This window comes from Luteibacter rhizovicinus DSM 16549, assembly GCF_001887595.1.
GTDB classification, from domain to species: domain Bacteria; phylum Pseudomonadota; class Gammaproteobacteria; order Xanthomonadales; family Rhodanobacteraceae; genus Luteibacter; species Luteibacter rhizovicinus.
In genome coordinates this window covers 2,866,384-2,882,720 of sequence record NZ_CP017480.1, presented here as the reverse complement: position 1 = coordinate 2,882,720, position 16,337 = coordinate 2,866,384, and the positions used below count along the sequence as shown (strand labels likewise).

The window sequence follows — 16,337 nt, the reverse complement described above, 5'->3', positions numbered from 1 at the left end:
CTTTTTTTTTGGATGGAACACGTGCGTATCGACCGCTCCCTTGCCCTCCTGTTTGCCGGGATCCTGGCATCCCTGATCGCCACACTACTGATCTACTCGCAGGGTCTTCAGGGCGACTTCCTCTTCGACGACTGGGCTAACCTGCCCGCGCTTGGCGCACAGGGGCCGGTCGACCACTGGCCGGCCTTCCTTCGCTACATCACGTCGGGCACCGCCGACCCGACTGGCCGCCCCCTTGCGCTGCTGTCGTTCTTGCTCGACGCCCACCATTGGCCCGCGTCGCCCGCACCGTTCAAACGCACTAACCTCCTGATCCATCTCATTAACGGGTCGCTTTTGAGTGGCCTGTTATGGCGCCTGGGCGGCGTCCTCCAGCTGCCACGCCGCGATCGGGCGATGAGCGCCTGGTTCGGTGGCACCGTGTGGATGCTTCATCCGCTCTTTGCCTCGACCGTTCTGTACATCGTTCAACGTGAAGCGATGCTGCCGGCAACGTTCACCTTGCTCGGCATCCATGCGTGGCTCAGTGGGCGCCACCGTTATGCGCAGGCTGACGGAGGACGCGCCTGGGTCGTCGGCGGAATAAGCATGTTCACCGTTCTCGCCTTTCTTTCAAAAGCCAACGGCGTCCTGCTTCCACTGCTGGTACTGATCATCGAGGCTTGCCTTCCACCGCTCGCAGGCAACGCACGGAGCTATCGGCGCTGGCTGCTGTCCACCTGCGTGCCCTGGATTGTTGCCGTCGTTTTGGGCCTTCTGTGGTTTGCCGGCAGGGGCATCGACAATGCCTCGCCCTCGTACCGCGGCTGGTCCGTCGGACAGCGCCTCCTGACGGAACCGACCATCATCTGGACCTACGTGGGACAGCTTGCCCTGGTCGTTCGGATTGCCGGGAGCGTGTTTCACGATCAATACCCCGCTGCGAATTCGCTATTCGATCCCTTATGGACCCTGCCGGCGATAGCGGCCCTCGGCATCGTGATCTTCCTGGGCTGGCGCTACCGCAAGCGCTATCCGGCACTCGCCATGGCAGTGCTGTTCTACCTTGCGGCGCATCTGGTGGAATCCACGTCGATCCCCCTGGAACTCTATTTCGAGCACCGCAATTACCTGCCAGCACTATTGTTATTCTGGCCTCTTGGACTTGCGCTCAGCAGGTTGCGTTATCGTCTCGGGGCCATTGCGATCGGCGTCCTTCTCTCCGTCGGCGTGGGCACGATCACACTCGGAGTCACGAAGCTTTGGGGCAATCCTGTGGCGCAAGCTTCCATGTGGGCCGAAGACGCCCCGGGATCCGCGCGTGCACAAACCTATGCCGCACAGATGGAAGGCGAAGCCGGGCATCCGCGTCGAGGACTTCAACGCCTGGCTCTTCACCGCTCCGAATTCGCCGCCGAACCGCAGGTCGCGTTGGCGATCCTTGACCTGCGCTGCCAGCTCGGCGACGTAGACGCCGCTGACATTGCATTCGCCGGGACATCCCTGCAGATCGCGCCGCGCGACCCTGGAAAGCTCGTGCTCAATTGGTTCTCTCCGGCGATTGCAGTCGCTCGCAGCGGGACCTGCCACGGGCTGGACGCCGCCACGCTCGAGAGGATGCTGGACCGAGCTGCCACGAATCCACACGTGGTAGCTCTTCCGGGACGGATGCAGGACATCGAGCATCTCCGCGGTGAGCTGGCGCTTGCGCGTGGCGACACAACGGCTGCCCGTGCGCATTTCGACACCGCCCTGCGTCTCCTGCCCGCCGCTAATGTGGCTCTCGAACAAGCGGCCTCCCTCGGGCGAGCCAATGCACCTGACCTGGCAATCGGCCACCTGGACGTGTACGCGCAACTCACCCCACCCGCTATGCGTAGCCCGTCGACGGGCATGGCGTGGGTACACGACCAGGTACTGAGTCATCAGGACTATTGGAACAATGAGTTGGTGCACCTGCGCTCTGCGCTTTCGAACGCTTCAAAGGAGTCTTCCCAATGACCGTACCGTTTCCGGGAAGCATTCACTGATGCGCTTGCCCACGCTCCGTCAGATCGGCGCACTTCCAGCCGCCTGGATGGCACTAGCCGTCATTGCGACAGCGATGATTTATGTCTTGGGCCTTCCGGGCGCGTTCACCTTCGACGACTTTCCCAACATCGTCGATAACACCGATCTTCGCGTTGCCCACGCCTCGGTACCCAGCTTGATCTCGGCGGCCCTTTCGTCGCCGTCCAGCGACTTCAAGCGGCCGCTTGCGTCGCTGAGTTTTGCGCTGAACATCCTCGCCACTGGCATGAATCCAGTGCCGATGAAGATCACCAACATCGTGATCCATCTCTTGAACGGCGTATTTGTCTTTCTACTCACACGCAGGTTACTGGCACGCAATCCGCTGCAACCGGATTTGCATGAAAGCCGCACGGCGATACTCGTGAGCGTGGCCTGGATGGTTTTGCCCATCAATCTGACCGCCGTCCTGTACGTCGTGCAACGAATGGAAAGCCTCGCCAACCTGTTCGTACTTCTCGGGCTGTACGGGTACACCGTGGGTCGACAGCGGATGCTCCGTTCCGGAGACGGACGCCTGACCGTGACCATGAGCCTCGTCGCCTGCACGGCATTCGGCCTGCTCGCGAAGGAGACTGCGGTTCTCACGCCTCTGTATGCCTTCTTGCTCGAAATCTTCGTCTTCCGTTGGCAGACGGCGGCAACGGGTGGCCGCTTGCCGCGATCGCGCTTCGTCATCGCGCTGTTCATCGTGATTCTGATCATCCCTGGTATCGCAGGGGCCATGTGGATCGGTCCCGCACTCCTTCGAGCGTCCACCTGGGCTCCGCGCGAATTCACGATGTCGACGCGACTGATGAGCGAAGCCAGAATCGTGTTCGACTATCTCGCCTGGACGATCTTCCCGTCGCCCGGCAGCCTTTCGTTCTATCACGACGATTTCCGTATTTCGACGGGCCTCCTCGCGCCGGTGACGACCCTCATCAGCATCGCCGGACTCGTCAGCCTGGTCGCAGCAGCCGTACTTGTCCGCAAGCGCGCGCCCCTGGTCGGCCTGGGCATCGCCTGGATGCTTGCCTGCCACACACTGACCGGCACCGTCATCCCACTCGAGCTCATCTACGAGCATCGCAATTACTTTGCGAGCATGGGCGTCATGCTCGCCCTCGTGACCGCTCTGCGCGGCAGAGCGATGACGACCGCGGCAGGCTCAAGTGACGTCACTTCGCCGAGGAGCCGGGGCGTCGCCAATGTCATCCTCGCGTTGGCCATCTTCTACTGGGCTGCCCTCACCGCCTTCACCGCCTATCGGTGGTCCACTCCCGTCGGGCTAGCTGAAGAACTCGCGATCCGCAATCCACATTCGCCGCGAGCGCAGTACGAACTTGGGCGCATGTACGTCATCGGGTCGCAATATGAGCCGTCGTCGCCCTTCACGCCCCTGGTTTCGGGACAGCTTGAACGCGCGGCAGTCCTGCCTGGCGCCTCGACGCTTCCGGAGCAAGCCTTGATTTTCTTTGCCGCACGCATGCATAGGCCAATCAAGGACGCCTGGTGGGATTCCATGGTGGCAAAACTTCATGCCAAGTCACCGACGATCGAAGACGAGAGTGCCATCACGTCCTTGAGCAGCTGTAGCCTCAGCGGCACGTGCGCACTTCCCGCCGATCGCATCGTTCAGCTGTATCTTGCAGCCCTTGCGCACCCGAATCCTCGCGCGAGGCTCCTCGCCGGCTACGCCGATTTTGCATGGAGAGGCCTCCATGACACGCCTCTCGCGTTCCGGCTTTCGAAAGCCGCATCCGCCAAAGAGCCTCGCGAACCTGCGTATCACATCACCGTGATTCGCGAGGCGCTGGCGCTCGGCGACCATGCTGCCGTCGCCGAGCACATGACCGCCCTGGAAGCCTTGAATGTCGGCGGCCGACTGGAGAATTCACTCGCTCCCTTGCGCATACAGGTCGAGGAGAATAGCGAGGGTGCCAAGGAGCTTGACGAACCATGACCGACATCGGCCGGACTCTCGCATGAAAGTCTTGATGATCAGCACCTCCTACCCGGAGGACGAGCGTGACTGGCGTGGCGTCTTCATTCGCCATCTTGCTGGCGGTGTCGCTCGCCGCCCGGATCTCCTGCTGAGCTTATGGGCGCCTCCCGGCAAACTGCCCCCCCGTGTCGAATCGGTGACCACCGCCACGGAAGCGGCCTGGCTGGGCAGTCTCATGAAGGCCGGCGGCATTTCGCACCTGATGAGAGAAAAGGGTTGGCGCGGCTTCGACGCACCGCTGCGCCTGCTTCGCATGCTCTGGAACACCTATCGTCGCGAAACCAGTGCCGACCTCTACCACGTCAACTGGCTACAGTGCGCGTTGCCGCTGCCGGCCGACGGCAAGCCGGTCGTCGTATCGGTGCTCGGCAACGATCTGAACCTCCTGCGCATCCCTGGCATGCGGCATCTCTTGCGACGTACGTTCCTGAACCGACCGGTCGCCCTGTGCCCCAACGCGGAATGGATGGTCCCCGTGCTCGAACGCGCTTTCGGAGACCTGGCTGAAGTCATTCCGGTGTCCTTCGGGATCGACAGCACGTGGTACGACGTGCAGCGGACCATCGTCGAGCCGGCGGAGTGGATTGCGGTGACGCGCCTGACGGCGAATAAGCTCGGCCCTCTCTTCGAGTGGTCGGAACCCTTGTTCCGCCATGGCGGCCGAACGCTGCACCTCCTGGGGCCAATGCAGGAGCAGATCGCGATTCCCGACTGGGTTCGCTGGCATGGGCCGGCCACGCCGGAAGAGCTCGCGACCCATTGGTTTCCGCGCGCTCAGGGCCTGATCACACTGAGCACGCATTCCGAGGGGCGCCCCCAGACCATGCTCGAGGCAAAGGCGGCATCCCTTCCCATCATCGCGTCGGACATGCCCGCCCACGCCACCATGATAGAAAACGGGGTCGACGGTTTCCTGTGCTCCGATCCAACGGGCTATGCCAACGCAATCGCCGCTCTGGAAGATGGCCGAACGAACATCTCGGTAGGCGAGCAGGCACGAAAGGACGCCCTCGCCAAGTTCGGCACCTGGGACGACGCAGGCGCCCGCTATGCGACGATCTACCATCGACTGATGACGCGCGCAGGCCGCGGCCATTGAACGGCAGTCCGGCTAACGTCACACTGGAGCGAATCGTCGGTGAACCCATGAGCATAGACACCACCTTCCCTCTCGCCATCAACGGTGCGCCACCGCGATTTCGCGAGCCGGTCCACGTCGGCCGGCCAAATACCGGGGACCGCAGCGTTTTCCTGGCTCACATGGAAGCGATGTTCGACCGCAACTGGCTGACCAACAATGGCCCTCTCGTCCAGGAATTCGAGCGACGTATCGCTGAGGATCTGGGCGTTCGCCATTGCGTTGCCATCTGCAACGGTACGGTGGCGCTGGAGATCGCCATCCGTGCCTTGGGTCTCACCGGCGAGGTCATCGTTCCCTCGTGGACATTCATCGCCACAGCCCACGCGCTTGCCTGGCAGGGTCTTACGCCGGTTTTCGCCGACGTCGATCCTGTAACGCAGAATCTCTCCCCTGCATCCGTACGCGCCGCCATCACCCCACGCACCACGGGCATCATGGCGGTGCATACATGGGGCCGTCCGGCGGATGTCGAGGGCCTCTCCGCCATCGCAGATGAGTTCGGACTGCAACTCATGTTCGACGCGGCGCACGGCTATCGCTGCACCCACAACGGAAAGCGGATCGGCGGCTTCGGTGCCTGCGAGGTCCTCAGCTTTCACGCGACCAAGGTGTTCAACACTCTCGAAGGCGGTGCCATCGTTACCAACGATGACGCGCTCGCCGAACGCATGCGGCTGATGCGGAATTTCGGATTTGCCGGCTACGACAACGTGATCCACCCGGGCACGAACGGCAAGATGATCGAGGCCAGTGCCGCCATGGGCCTGACCAATCTCGCCTCCCTCGATGGCTTCGTCGCCGCCAACCGGGAGCGCTACGAGATTTATCGCGAGAGACTTTCCGGCGTGCCCGGCGTGACCATGGTCGAGTATGACGACGCGGAGGAAAACAACTTCCACTACATCGTCGCTTCGATCGATGCACCGGCAAGATTGTCTCGCGATAACCTGATCGACGTTCTGCACGCCGAGAACATTCTCGCCCGAAAGTATTTCTGGCCGGGCTGCCACCAGATGAAACCGTACGCATCTCTTCCCTTGCGCGTGCCGCTTCCGGCGACGGAGCGTATTGCTGAGCACAATGTGGTGCTGCCGAGCGGTCCATCACTGAGCCTGGACGACGTTCACGCTATTTGCGATGTCATTGCGTATAGCTGTTCGCGCGGCATCGGCTGAGTGATGGCAGCCCATTCCTCTCACGCGCGATCCGCAAAGCTTGCCATTTTCGGCGCTGGCGGGCATGCCCGCGAAGCGGCATTCATCGCTGAACGCATGGGCATGGCACGCCGCGACCTGGCCTTCGTCGTCGAAGCCGCGCACCGCCGAGAAGAGACTTTGAACGGGATTGCGGTGCACACGCTCGAATCGGGAGAGTGCGATGGATGGCCCTTCGTAGCTGCCGTGGGTGACCCGGCACTGCGCGAGCGCGTGGTCGCGCTGTGTGAGGTTCGTGGCATGACCGCGGTCACCCTGTGCGACCCGTCAGTGCAACGTCACGATTCGGTCCGGATCGGCGACGGTGGCATCATTGCACCAGGGGCTGTCCTGACCGTCGACATCACGCTGGGCGATCACGTGCACGTCAATATCGGCGCCTCGATTTCGCATGATGCCGTGTTGGGTTCATTTAGCATCGTATCGCCCGGAGCCCGGATCGCTGGCCATGTGACGCTGGGCCGTCGCGTATTCGTGGGTGTCGGCGCCACGATCATCAACGGAACACCGGGGGCACCCCTCGTCGTTGGCGACGACGCCGTTATCGCCGCCGGCGCCTGCGTGGTCGGCCCTGTCGCGAAAGGCATCCGCGTCATGGGCGTGCCTGCAAAGGCCGGTTGAGGTGGCAACGTGAGTGCGCCGGGAAGCATCAGACATGCCACTCGATGGAGTGGCTTCGAAATAGGCATTCGTTACGCCTTGCAGTTTGGCGTCACCGTTGTGCTGGCGCATCTTATCGATCCCGCTGCCTACGGCATCGTCGCCATGGTGCTTGTGTTCACAGCACTGGGAAATGTATTCGTCGACTCCGGAACCGGCCTTGCGCTGATCCAACGTCAGCGCACGACTGACGACGAAGAAACGTCTGCTTTCTTCATCAACGTGGCAATCTCGCTGGTCGCCTGCGCAGCGCTGATCGCAGGAGCGCCGTTCATCGCGGCATTCTACGGCAGGCCGGAAGTCTCCCGTCTCTGCCTCGTCCTGGCAGTGGTCTTCCCCTTGAACGCTCTTGCCGTGGTTCCCGATGCACTGCTGACGCAGCAGCTTCGCTTTCAGACGCGGTCTCGAGTTGAAGTCGCGAGCTCGCTGATTTCCGGGGGGATCGCCATTGTTCTTGCCGCCATGGGCTTTGGCCCCTGGGCGCTGGTCTACCAGGCAATCGCCTCTATCGGCTCGAGAGCGGCGATGCTGTACATCGTGTCTGGCTGGCGACCGCGGGGCCACTATCGCCGCGAGGCAGCCAGATCGATCGTCGGATTCGGCGGCTACATGCTGGTCGCCGGCTTGATCGATACCGCTTACAACCGCTTGCAAGCCGTCCTTATCGGGCGGCTGTTCAGTGCACGGGACCTTGGCTTCTATTCACTGGCTCAGAACACCCAACAGGCCCCTACATCGTTTGCTGCCGCACTTCTCAACCGACTTGGCCTACCGTTGCTGTCCTCGGTCAACGGCGATATCGCGGAGGTCCGCAGACTTCTCCGGACAGCGCTGCGAATGAGCCTGTTCGCCTTCGCTCCGATGATGGTGATCCTCGCCATCTACGCCACCCCCGTGGTTCGTCTCGTCTACGGTGAGCGGTGGCTCCCCGCTGGCCCCCTCCTGGCGATTCTGACCCTTGGCGCGATTCCCTGGCCCGCGCACGTACTCAGCCTGGTGGTTCTCAACGCGTTGGGGCAACCCCGCCTTGTGCTTCGCGTAGAAGTAGTGAAGAAAGCCATCGCGGTCGCGCTTCTGCTCGCGAGCGCCCCGTGGGGTCTTCCCGCGATGGCATGGTCGACGGTGATCACCAGCCTTGTGTCCTACCTGCTCAACGCCTACGTCGTGGGCAAACGCATCGGCTACGACGCCCTTAGTCAACTACACGACTTGCTTCCAACGACGCTGGCGACCGCAGGAGCCGCGCTAACCGCCTGGGGCTGCATAGCCTGGCTACCCTCGTCCTTGTGGTCGTTAGGCGCCGGAGCGGCGCTTGCCGGCGCCACGCATCTGATCATCGGCTGGGCACTCGGCCACCCCGCCATTGATGGATTCCTGCAACTCGTCCTCCCAAGGAGTCGGTAGAATGATCACGCGAACATGGCTGGTCGTGGGCGCAGGCGGATTTATCGGGGGTCATCTGGTCAGGGCGTTAGTGACCTCGGGCGACCGCGTGATCGCCTTGTCACCGCGCGCCTTGCCGCCCGGCGACAGCACCACCTGGGTCGATGCGACAACGGTGACCGGGGACGCTCTCGCATCATGGTTCGAGTCCTCGGACGGCGTCATCTGGCTCGCCGGTTCAAGCACACCGAGCTCTAGCGCGGGCCGCCCTCTTGCCGAACTCGACAGCAACCTTCGCCCACTGCTCAACCTCATACAAGCCAGCATTGGCGCACCCGCCCGCCGCGTCGTCTACCTGTCGACGGGCGGTGCGATTTATGGTGATGTCGAGGTTCGCGACGCGACCGAACAGGCACGGCTCGAGCCGAAAAGCTTTTACAGCGCAGGCAAGCTGGCCGCCGAAGCATTTCTCAGTGCGTGGTCACATGAAGGAGATCACGACATCACTGTTCTCCGCCCTTCCAATGTGTATGGTCCTGGCCAGCCGTTTCGCAGCGGGTTCGGTATCGTTCCCACGGCTTTCCATGCAGTCCAGACGGGTAATCCCATCTTCGTTCGTGGCGACGGAACCGCCGTGCGCGACTACCTCTTCGTTGACGACCTGGTCAGCCTTGTGATCAAGGCGCTGTCGAAATCCATATCGCCAGGCTTCCGCACCATCAATGCGTCCAGCCATGTACCGGTCTCCTTGAACACCCTCCTCGACCTCATCGGCGACATCCTGGGAAAGGCTGTTCCGCGCGAGTACCACGATGCTCGCGCGTTCGACGTGCATCGCATCGTTCTCGACAATGCGTTAGCGAGGGACGCCTTTGACTGGGTGCCCCGAACCGATCTGCGCGATGGTCTCGAACGTACCTGGCGAGCCGCCCGATGAATAGCCCGGCCCCGGCCCCGCTCATATCGGTGTGCATCGCGAACTACAACGGCATCGCCATCATCGATGACTGCTTGCGCTCCGTGCTGGACCAGGTAGTTGACGGTTCCATCGAGATCATCGTCCACGACGACGCCTCGACGGACAGCTCCATGGAACTTCTCGCTACGTATCACGGTGTCAAGGTTATTCACAGCGAGAAAAACATCGGCTTTTGCGAATCAAACAATCGCATGGTCGACGTGAGCCGCGGTGACTACGTGCTGCTTCTTAACAACGATGCAGCTCTGCTCCCAGGTGCGCTCCAGGCCTTGCTGGATGACGCCAGGCGGTCGCCGCGGCACGCGATCCTGACGCTGCCTCAACGAGACTGGGCAACGGACCAGCTCGTGGATCGTGGCTGTCTGCTCGATCCCTTCATGAACCCGGTACCGAACGTTCAGGCGGACCGGAACGACGTTGCCATGGTGATAGGCGCCTGCATGTGGCTCCCGCGAGCCTTGTGGGACACGCTGGGTGGCTTTCCCTCGTGGATCGGCTCGATCGCCGAAGACATGTATCTCTGTTGCGCGGCCCGGCAACGCGGCTACGACGTACGATGCCTCCCGGACACCGGATACCGCCACCGGCAGGGCGCAAGCTTCGGTGGCAACCGCGTTGACGAAGGCAGGCTGGTGACAACGTATCGCCGGCGAGCACTAAGCGAGAAGAACAAGACGTTCCTCCTGGCCATATTCACTCCCTCTGCCGCGTGGCTTGTCCTGCTTGCAATCCACTTGCTCGTGCTGCTGGCCGAGGGCGCCACCCTCACGCTACTGCGCCGGGATCGACGACTCTGGAGCGAAGTCTATCTTGCTGCTGCCGCGGCGACGTGGGTTCATCGTGTGCAACTCATGACGCTGCGGCGCGATCTTCAGAAAAAACGCTCCGTCGACGCGAAGCGGTACTACAGCGCATTTACCTGGCTTCCTCGCAAAGTGGCCCTGCTACTGCGTTACGGGCTGCCCACGGTCCGCTAAGCGTCTTTCCGAAACAGAAAGAATGGTTCATTCGGGTTGACGCCATGACGGCGAAAGTCGACATGGCGCAAGAGCTCATCGTGCGTGCTGACGCAGGGCGTCATGCCTGAAAGATGGGCGATATGTTCCACAATATCGCTACCAAACAGCCTCACATGATCCTCCTGCCCGTAGAGTTCGAGGCGCGCAGCATCCGTCTGGATGCCCGCATCCTCGAAAACCCGGTGGAGCACGCGACTGTAAGGCGTCTGGAGAACGGCGAGGCCGCCTGGGACGAGTACACGTGCCACCTCACGTAGCGCGCCCTCGAGATCAGCGACATGCTCGAGTACGTGATTCGCGATGAGCACATCGAATGAATCGTCGGCGAACTGCATAGCCGTCATGTCGACCCGAACCATGTCGGCTGACGTCGGCGCAATATCGGCTCGTATGTAAGTCGTCGGCCGGGCAGCGACAATCCGTTCGACGAGTCTCTTCTCCGGCGCGAAATGCAGCACGCGCCCTCCCGATACCCGTGACATGAGCGAGGTCGCGTCCAGATAGAGGACAAGGTGACGTAGCCGGTCATTGGCACCGCAGCGTGGACACTCGAAGTGATCGACGTCGCTTCCGTTCAACTGGAGCTGCCGCATGGCAGGAGACACGGACGCCATGCCTCGTCGATAAGGAAGAAATCCGCCAACATGGCGTGCACACGCGGCGCACTCATGGTTACGAGGTGTGAGCCAGCCGAGTACGGCCGCGTGCGCCATCCGCAAAAAACGCTTCGACATGGGTTACCGAAAATAAAGTACGCGCAGACGAGCGCGAAGGAGGAAGGACCCCGTTGCCTGGATAGCCTGTCGCATACCCTCGGCAATCACCTGGAGCGCGCAGCGCGCGATAAACCGCGGGCGCGACTCACCGGAAAGGCCCGAAAGAAGGGGCCACCACTCGGTGATCAGCGCGGCGCGGCGAAGGCTCATCGAGCGAAAAAAAACACGGCGGAGGAAGTCCGCGCAGGCCTCCGCCCGAACCTTGGGCGACACCGCGGGCAGCGCCTTCTCGATGGCTTCGAAATACTGGCGACGAACGGCTTCGTTATCACGTCGAAGCATGGAGCCCGCAGCGTTCACACGGTAGCCGACAAAGGGCTTTGACGTGTACAGAATCGGCCCGGCTTCGCTCAACGTGAGATGCATCCGATAGTCGATGAAAGGGGGTGGTAGCGCGAGAATGCGCTCCCGAAACTCAGCGCGGTAGAGCAGCGAACTGTGGTTGAGGAAATTACCGCGCCGGAGAAGTGCAGCAGTATCAAATATTCCCGAGATTGCATTGCTGAACCAGCCCACCGGTTCACGCTCGTCGTCAAAAACCAATGCATTGGTGCAGGATGCGCTGCAGCCCGGAGCCGCCGCCAACGCAGCAAGCTGTTCGCGGAGCTTGCCGGGCAGCCAGATATCGTCGCCATCGAGGTGAGCGACGAAGTCGCCTTCGGCCGCCTCGATGATGGCGCGATAGTTTCCTATCGGCCCAAGCCGCGAGGCGTGCACCATATGATGAACCCGCCCAGGCCAGGCCCTGGCGATGTTGGCGACGATGTCGCTCGTGCCATCGGTCGACATGTCGTCGCCAACCCAAACAAGGACATCGGCGTCGACCTGCTGGGAAAGCACACTGGTCAAGCAATCGGCGATATAGGCCGCGTGGTTGTACGTGACCACACAGACAGCGACGGTCGGGCGCCCTCCGGCAACTTCACTCGTCGATTCCATGACGGTCAATCCGTGCGCCGGTACGTCAACGACGTAATCTGCTCCGACACCAGGCCAATGAGAAACACGATGACGGATGCGCTCCACATGAGCGTGCTGCCGTTGGTCAGGCGACCATAGGTCAGGAAAGTAAAGGCGTAGTTCACGCACCCAGCGAGAAAGAACAGGAAGCTCACGGGCACGAATAATTTCAACGGCGAGTACAGCGTCGCGATCTTGAAGATGATCAACAGGAAGCGAATACCATCTTTCAGCGGCTTGATATGGCTCTTGCCCACGCGCTCGGCCGCCTTGATTGGCTCATAGGCCACGCCGTAGGCGCTGCGGAAGAATGCCATCGTGCTGGTGGTCGGGTACGAAAAACCGTTCGGCAGAAGGTGGATGAACTCACGGAAACGCTCGGCTCGCGCGACCCGGAACCCGGACGTCAGGTCCGCGACGACATGCCCGGTCATTCGGCTGGCCAGCCAGTTGTAAAGGGTATTGGCGAGCCCGCGTCCCACACCGGCCTGGCTCTCCCAGTCGCGCGCGCCAACCACCATGTCAAAGCCCTGGTCCAGACGCGCGACCATGCGATCGATGTCCGCCGGGTCGTGCTGGCCGTCTCCGTCCATGAAAACCAGGATCTCGCCGGAGGCCTTACGGGCGCCCCGCTTGATCGCCGCGCCATTGCCCATCGAATACGGGGAAGACAGGCAGGTAACCGCCGACGCCGCGCAGACGGCGCGGGTGTCATCGGTCGATCCGTCGTCCACGACAATGATCTCGGCGCCCGGCTGGGCGGCCGTCAGACGGGGAAGAAGGTTTTTCAGTGCGGCCGCCTCGTTCTTGGCGGGCAGAATAATGCTGATACGGCTCAAGATATGTCCCCGATGATCGTTGAATCATAAGGGATATGCGGGCCAGGAAACGAGACACGGGGCGCAGGGCCTTCGCCGAATGCCCAGTCCGCACTTTCACGCCTGAGCGCGTGACCAAAACCACAATCTAGAGTAGATTCAGGCGCGTATCTCGGGGAAACGGGACCCAAAATGGCTTCACAAATGCAGTCGCCCATGCTTGCGGGTCTGACGGGTATGGCACGTCGGTTAGTCACCGAGGGTGTCCTGCCCGAGGCGGACGTACGCAAGGCAGTCCAGGACTCGGCCGAAAAACGGGTCTCGCTGTCTGCGTGGCTCGTCGATCACAACCTGGTCGACAGCCCCCGGCTGTCCCAGGTGGCGTCGTCCGAGTTCGGCATGCCGCTGATGGACATCGGCAACATGGCCACGGCCAACATGCCGCTGGACCTGGTGACCGAAGCCCTGATCAGCAAGCACCAGGCCCTACCCCTGTTCAAGCGCGGCAAGCGCCTGTTCGTCGGCATTGCCGATCCGATGCAGTCGCATGCGCTGGACGAGATCAAGTTCCACTCGAACCACATGGTCGAGCCGGTGCTGGTCGAACGCGGCCAGTTGCGTCGCATCATCGACGCCGCGTTGGCATCGATGGGCTCGCAGGTCGCCGGTTACGAAGACGGCGCGCTCGACGAGCTGTCCCTCGAAGGCGGCGACGGTGACGACGAGCCGACCTCCGGCATCGACGCGACGGCGGGCGATGACGCGCCGATCGTGAAGTTCGTCAACAAGATCCTGGTCGACGCGATCAAGCGTGGCGCCTCGGACATCCACTTCGAACCCTTCGAAACCGTCTACCGTGTGCGCCTGCGAATGGACGGCATCCTGCGCATTGTCGCGACGGCGCCGATCAAGCTCGGCAATCGCTTCGCCTCGCGCTTGAAGGTGATGAGCGGCCTGGATATCGCCGAGCGCCGCGTGCCGCAGGATGGCCGCATCAAGCTCAACCTGACCAAAACCCGCGCGATCGACTTCCGCGTCAGCACCCTGCCGACCCTGTTCGGCGAGAAGATCGTGCTGCGTATCCTCGACGGTTCCTCGGCCAAGCTGGGCATCGACAAGCTCGGCTACGAGGAGGTCCAGAAGAACCTCTACCTCGACGCCATCGAAAAACCCTACGGCATGGTGCTGGTCACCGGCCCGACCGGCTCCGGTAAGACGGTGTCGCTGTACACGGCCTTGAACATCCTCAATACCGAGGGGCGCAACATCTCCACGGTGGAAGACCCGGTCGAAATCCGCGTCGAGGGTATCAACCAGGTTCAACAGAACGTCAAGCGCGGCATGACCTTCGCCGCCGCCCTGCGCTCCTTCCTCCGCCAGGATCCGGATGTGATCATGGTCGGCGAAATCCGCGACCTGGAGACGGCCGAAATTGCGGTCAAGGCCGCGCAGACGGGCCACATGGTTCTGTCCACCCTGCATACCAACGACGCGCCGCAGACCATCGCCCGCCTGATGAACATGGGCATCGCGCCCTACAACATCATTTCGTCGGTGACCCTGATCATCGCCCAGCGCCTGGCCCGCCGCCTGCATGACTGCAAGCGCGAGATCGTCCTGCCGGCGACGGCCTTGCTGGCCGAGGGTTATACCCAGGAAGAAATAGACGCTGGGTTCAAGGTCTACGAGGCCGTGGGCTGCGACAGCTGCAACGAGGGCTACAAGGGCCGCGTCGGTATCTACCAGGTCATGCCCCTGGTCGAGGACATCCAGAAGATCATCCTCGAGGGCGGCAACGCGATGCAGATTGGCGAGGTCGCCCGCCGGAATGGCATCAACGACCTGCGTGCGTCTGCCCTGCTCAAGGTCCGCAATGGCATGACCAGCCTGGCCGAGATCAACCGCGTCACCAAGGACTGACACCGATCCAGGCCATTCGGCGCGCTCAAGATGTGCGCCAGATGGCAGAATCACCGACGACCAAAGCTTCACACTAGAATAAGAACAGGGGCCGGCCGATAGGGGGCGGTCCCCTGAAGCATCAACCCGGGGGAACACCGCGTCATGGCCACTGCCACCGCCACTAAAAACGCGCGCGCCATCGGTGCCGCGCGCGCTGAAATAAGCAAGCTCGTCCAGTACGACTGGACTGCCCTGGACAAGCGCGGCAAGCGCATGAAGGGCGAGATGCAGGCGAAGAACGCGGCCATGGTCAAGGCCGAGTTGCGCCGGCAGGGCATGAATCCCCAGACGGTTCGCGAGAAGTCCAAGCCGATATTCGGCGCGTCCGGCAGCCGCGTCAAGCCGCGTGACGTCGCCATTTTCAGCCGCCAGATCGCCGCCATGATGGCGGCGGGCGTCCCCATGGTGCAGGCCTTCGAGATCATTGCCAACGGCCAGAAAAACGCCCGTTTCAAGAACATGCTGGTGGAAATCCGCCAAGCCATCGAGGGTGGTTCCTCACTGCACGAAGCGCTTGGCCTCTACCCGGTCGAGTTCGACGAGCTCTATCGGAACCTGGTGCACGCTGGCGAATCGGCCGGTGTGCTCGACACCGTGCTGGACACGGTGGCGACCTACAAGGAGCGCATGGAGAGCATCAAGGCCAAGATCAAGAAAGCCTTGTTCTACCCGATCATGATCCTGGTCGTCGCCTTCCTGGTGTCGATGATCCTGCTGCTGTTCGTCGTTCCCGTGTTCCAGCAGACCTTCGCCGAAGCCAAGGTGGAACTGCCGGCGCCGACCCAGTTCATCGTCAGTGCCTCGAAGTTCGTGCAGGCCTACTGGTGGGCGATGATCGGCATCATCGTCGGTTCGGTTTTCGCGCTCATCTTCTTCAAGAAGCGATCGCTCAAGTTCGCCCACTTCCTTGATCGACTCTCGCTGAAGCTCCCAGTCATCGGCGACATTCTCAACAAGTCGGCTATCGCCCGCTTCGCTCGTACGCTGGGCGTTACCTTCCACGCTGGTGTGCCTCTGGTGGAAGCTCTCGATGCCGTATCCGGTGCAACGGGCAGCGTCGTCTACGGAGACGCGGTAAAGCAGATGCGCGACGACATCGCCGTCGGCCACCAGCTCCAGCTGGCCATGCGCCAGACCAATCTCTTCCCCAACATGGTGGTGCAGATGACCGCCATCGGCGAAGAGGCCGGCTCGCTCGACCACATGCTGTTCAAGGTGGCCGAGTTCTACGAGGAAGAAGTCGAGACCGCGGTGGACACCCTCGCCAGCCTGCTCGAGCCGCTCATCATGGTCGTCCTCGGCGTCCTCGTCGGCGGCATGGTCATCTCCCTCTACCTGCCGATCTTCAAGCTGGCCGGCACGGTCTGACCCCTCCGCCCTTGCGCCATG

At 62.1% G+C, this 16,337-nt stretch carries 13 protein-coding genes; 10 read left to right on the top strand and 3 right to left on the bottom strand.

The annotated features are described in order from the left end of the window. Positions 1-21: 21 nt before the first annotated feature. The 8 genes from BJI69_RS13090 (at position 22) to BJI69_RS13055 (ending at position 10,390) form a co-directional block, all read left to right on the top strand. On the top strand, positions 22-1,980 hold the full coding sequence (locus BJI69_RS13090; protein ID WP_125903049.1) for a tetratricopeptide repeat protein: 1,959 nt from the start codon (positions 22-24) through the stop codon (positions 1,978-1,980). A 28-nt stretch (positions 1,981-2,008) separates the two neighbouring features. Continuing rightward, complete coding sequence (locus BJI69_RS13085; protein ID WP_052767044.1) at positions 2,009-3,994, top strand: hypothetical protein; 1,986 nt, start codon at positions 2,009-2,011, stop codon at positions 3,992-3,994. A gap of 22 nt (positions 3,995-4,016) precedes the next feature. Then, positions 4,017-5,135, top strand: a complete 1,119-nt coding sequence (locus tag BJI69_RS13080) for a glycosyltransferase family 4 protein (protein ID WP_046966398.1) — start codon at positions 4,017-4,019, stop codon at positions 5,133-5,135. Between the two features lie 47 nt (positions 5,136-5,182). Continuing rightward, entirely contained in the window at positions 5,183-6,352 is a 1,170-nt protein-coding gene (locus BJI69_RS13075) for a DegT/DnrJ/EryC1/StrS family aminotransferase (protein ID WP_046966397.1), read from the top strand. Between the two features lie 3 nt (positions 6,353-6,355). Continuing rightward, positions 6,356-7,012 carry a PglD-related sugar-binding protein gene (locus BJI69_RS13070; protein WP_125903048.1) on the top strand — a complete coding sequence of 219 codons (657 nt, stop codon included), beginning with the start codon at positions 6,356-6,358 and terminating at the stop codon, positions 7,010-7,012. A gap of 78 nt (positions 7,013-7,090) precedes the next feature. Next, positions 7,091-8,455 carry a lipopolysaccharide biosynthesis protein gene (locus BJI69_RS13065; protein ID WP_046966396.1) on the top strand — a complete coding sequence of 455 codons (1,365 nt, stop codon included), beginning with the start codon at positions 7,091-7,093 and terminating at the stop codon, positions 8,453-8,455. After that, positions 8,418-9,371 carry an NAD-dependent epimerase/dehydratase family protein gene (locus tag BJI69_RS13060; protein ID WP_078023177.1) on the top strand — a complete coding sequence of 318 codons (954 nt, stop codon included), beginning with the start codon at positions 8,418-8,420 and terminating at the stop codon, positions 9,369-9,371. The genes BJI69_RS13065 and BJI69_RS13060 overlap by 38 nt, the downstream gene beginning before the upstream one ends. Continuing rightward, on the top strand, positions 9,368-10,390 hold the full coding sequence (locus tag BJI69_RS13055) for a glycosyltransferase family 2 protein (protein WP_046966394.1): 1,023 nt from the start codon (positions 9,368-9,370) through the stop codon (positions 10,388-10,390). Before BJI69_RS13060 ends, BJI69_RS13055 begins: the two co-directional genes overlap by 4 nt. On the opposite strand, the gene BJI69_RS13050 is transcribed toward BJI69_RS13055, so the two are convergent. The 3 genes from BJI69_RS13050 to BJI69_RS13040 are packed head-to-tail and all read right to left on the bottom strand — an operon-like array spanning position 10,387 to position 13,007. Continuing rightward, positions 10,387-11,166 (bottom strand): class I SAM-dependent methyltransferase, encoded by a 780-nt coding sequence (locus tag BJI69_RS13050; RefSeq protein ID WP_046966393.1) that lies wholly within the window; start codon positions 11,164-11,166, stop codon positions 10,387-10,389. The genes BJI69_RS13055 and BJI69_RS13050 overlap by 4 nt on opposite strands. 3 nt (positions 11,167-11,169) lie before the next feature. After that, positions 11,170-12,147: a glycosyltransferase gene (locus BJI69_RS13045; protein WP_052767042.1), complete on the bottom strand. Its 978-nt coding sequence runs from the start codon at positions 12,145-12,147 to the stop codon at positions 11,170-11,172. A gap of 5 nt (positions 12,148-12,152) precedes the next feature. Next, on the bottom strand, positions 12,153-13,007 hold the full coding sequence (locus BJI69_RS13040; protein WP_046966392.1) for a glycosyltransferase family 2 protein: 855 nt from the start codon (positions 13,005-13,007) through the stop codon (positions 12,153-12,155). A gap of 171 nt (positions 13,008-13,178) precedes the next feature. Here BJI69_RS13040 and pilB point away from each other — a divergent pair, with 171 nt between their 5' ends. Continuing rightward, entirely contained in the window at positions 13,179-14,906 is a 1,728-nt protein-coding gene (gene pilB, locus BJI69_RS13035) for a type IV-A pilus assembly ATPase PilB (RefSeq protein WP_046966391.1), read from the top strand. A 144-nt stretch (positions 14,907-15,050) separates the two neighbouring features. Beyond that, positions 15,051-16,316: a type II secretion system F family protein gene (locus BJI69_RS13030; RefSeq protein WP_046966390.1), complete on the top strand. Its 1,266-nt coding sequence runs from the start codon at positions 15,051-15,053 to the stop codon at positions 16,314-16,316. Positions 16,317-16,337 lie beyond the last annotated feature (21 nt).